The sequence below is a fragment of the Actinomycetes bacterium genome (assembly GCA_036510875.1).
GTDB lineage: Bacteria > Actinomycetota > Actinomycetes > Prado026 > Prado026 > DATCDE01.
On the sequence record DATCDE010000364.1, the window covers coordinates 1 to 2,214 of the forward strand.

Sequence of the window (2,214 nt, forward strand, 5' to 3'; positions counted from 1 at the left end):
CCGGTCGACCGGCTCGCCGCGCAGCGCGTCAGCGCTGCGCTGCACCAGCTCGTCGTAGGCCGCGGACCGCGCGGCCAGCACGGCGGCACGGGCGGTCCGCCAGCTGCGGGCCTCCTGCGCGGCCGCGGCCGAGGAGGCGTCCGCGGCGCCCTCGGCCCGGGCCTCAGCCAGGATCCGCGCGGCCTCCTCCTCGGCCTGCCGCACGCTCTCCTCGGCCGCGGCGGTGGCCTCCCGCACCCGCTGCGCGACCTCCTCGCCGGCCCGCCGGAGCAGCTCGGCCCGCACCGCGGCCAGCGCGTCGACCAGGCTGGCCGCGGGGACCGAAGGGGTGACAGTACTCACGGCGGCAGCTCCACCCACAGCGGCCGGCCGCTCACCGTGGCCAGCTCGCCGTCCAGGGCCTGACGGGCCTCCGGGGTGAGCAGGACCAGCACGGTGCCCTGGGGCAGCGACGCCCACGCCGCCCGGATGTCGGCCGGCGTCGTCGCGTCGCGCCAGTCCACCCCGGCGAGGGCGAACGCCTGCACCCGCCCACGGGTCCCGATGGCCACGACGCCGCCCATCGATCAGGCCTTGCCGATCAGGATGATCGCGACGACCAGCCCGTAGATCGCGATCCCCTCAGCCAGACCCACGATCACCATGGACCGGCCGAACAGCTCGGGCCGCTCGCTCAGCGCGGCCAGCGCGGCCGCGCCGGTGTACGCCACGGCGATCGCCGCGCCGATGGACGAGCCGGCCACCGCGATGGCCGCACCGATCAGGGCGGCCCACGAGGCCGAGCTGGCTGTCGTGGTCGCGGTGGCCACCGGTGCCGCGGCGGCCGGGCCCGCAGACAGGGCCAGCGCCAGCACCACCAGCGCTGCCACGAGGAGCAGGGCGTCGCCGGCGAGGAGGACCTTCACCGCGCCGGTGCCGCGCCGGCGCAGCAGCGCGGCCACTGCGAGCGCCCCGACGACCAGAACGGGCAGAGCCATCAACCAGGTCATGGCTGCACTTCCTCCAATGTCTGCTCGGTCGGCAGATGCCAGGGCGCGAACGGACGGCCCTCGGACTCGAACACCCGCGAGAACAGCTCGTAGTACTCCAGGCGCAGCGCCTGGACGCCGGCCACCAGCGCCTCCAGCGCGAACGCGATTAGGTTGCCGCCCACGAAGACGACGGCCCCGGCCAGCCAGGCCAGGCCGCCGCGGGCGAACAGGCCGGAGGCGCCGTCCCAGACCACCGCGCCCAGCGCCGCGTGCATCAGGCCGAACGCGGCCAGCCGGGCGAACGACACCAGGTTCGAGGCCAGTCGCACGACCAGGTCGAACAGCTCGACGCCGGTCTGGGCCACCCCCGCGCCGCCACCGCCCGAGCCGGTGTACAGGCCCACCGCGGCGAGCACCAGCCCGACCACGGCGACGAGCACGCCGAGGGCAGTGAGCGCGCCGAGGTCGAACCACCAGCCGGCCACCACGACCGCCAGCCCCAGGAACACGGTGGCTCCAGCGATGCCGGACGGCGAGTAGAGCGCCAGCGCCAGCCCGCCCTCACGCCAGCGGTTGACCACCCCGAGCCCGTACGCGCCGGCCAGAAGCAGCGCGCCGAAACCCAGCCCCGCGAGCAGTAACAGGACCGGCTCCTCCAGCGGCGACAGCCACAGCACGGGCAGCACCCCGGTGGGGCCGAAGAACTCCCCGTACAAGACGCCGAACATGGAGGCGGCCAGCCCGGCCCCGGCGACGAACGGCCAGACCCCTTGGGCCGACGCGAACCGGCGCGGCCGGCCGGTGCGCAGCAGGAGTGCTGCCCCCACGAGCAGCAGCCCGTGCCCGAGGTCGCCGAACATCATCCCGAACATAACGATGTAGGCCAGCCCGGCCACCACGGTCGGGTCGATGTCGGCGTAGGGCACGGTCGCGTAGGTGTCCACGAGCGGCGCGAACGACCGTCTCACGCCGCCGCGCCGCGGCAGCAGCGTGGGCGGGTCCACCCCGGCCGGCCGCGGCAGCGGCACCAGCGACCCGCCGAGCGTGGCCAGCCGGGCGGCGACCTCGGGGACGGCCTCCGCCGGGCACCAGCCGAGCAGGGCGGTGACCGAGCGGCTGCTCGCGGCGCGGGCCTGCAGGCCCTCCAGCTCGGCCTCGCCTGCCAGCAGGTCGAGGCGGCCGTCCCGCTGCACGTCGTCCAGGTCGGGCGGGTCGGGGGTGACCAGCGGGGACCGGCTCGGCT

The 2,214-nt window shown here is 76.1% G+C and carries 4 protein-coding genes; all 4 read right to left on the reverse strand.

The features are described from left to right. The coding region (locus tag VIM19_20915) for a hypothetical protein (protein ID HEY5187296.1) at nt 1-342 on the reverse strand (342 nt) is incomplete at its 3' end. Then, a complete protein-coding gene (locus VIM19_20920; protein HEY5187297.1) occupies nt 339-563 on the reverse strand; it encodes a hypothetical protein in 225 nt (74 codons plus the stop codon). The genes VIM19_20920 and VIM19_20915, both read right to left, overlap by 4 nt. 3 nt (nt 564-566) lie before the next feature. Then, nucleotides 567-989, reverse strand: coding sequence for an ATP synthase subunit C (locus VIM19_20925; protein HEY5187298.1), 423 nt, complete (start codon nt 987-989; stop codon nt 567-569). Beyond that, nucleotides 986-2,214 (reverse strand): V-type ATPase 116kDa subunit family protein (locus tag VIM19_20930; GenBank protein ID HEY5187299.1); only part of this gene is annotated, 1,229 nt, incomplete at its 5' end. The genes VIM19_20930 and VIM19_20925, both read right to left, overlap by 4 nt.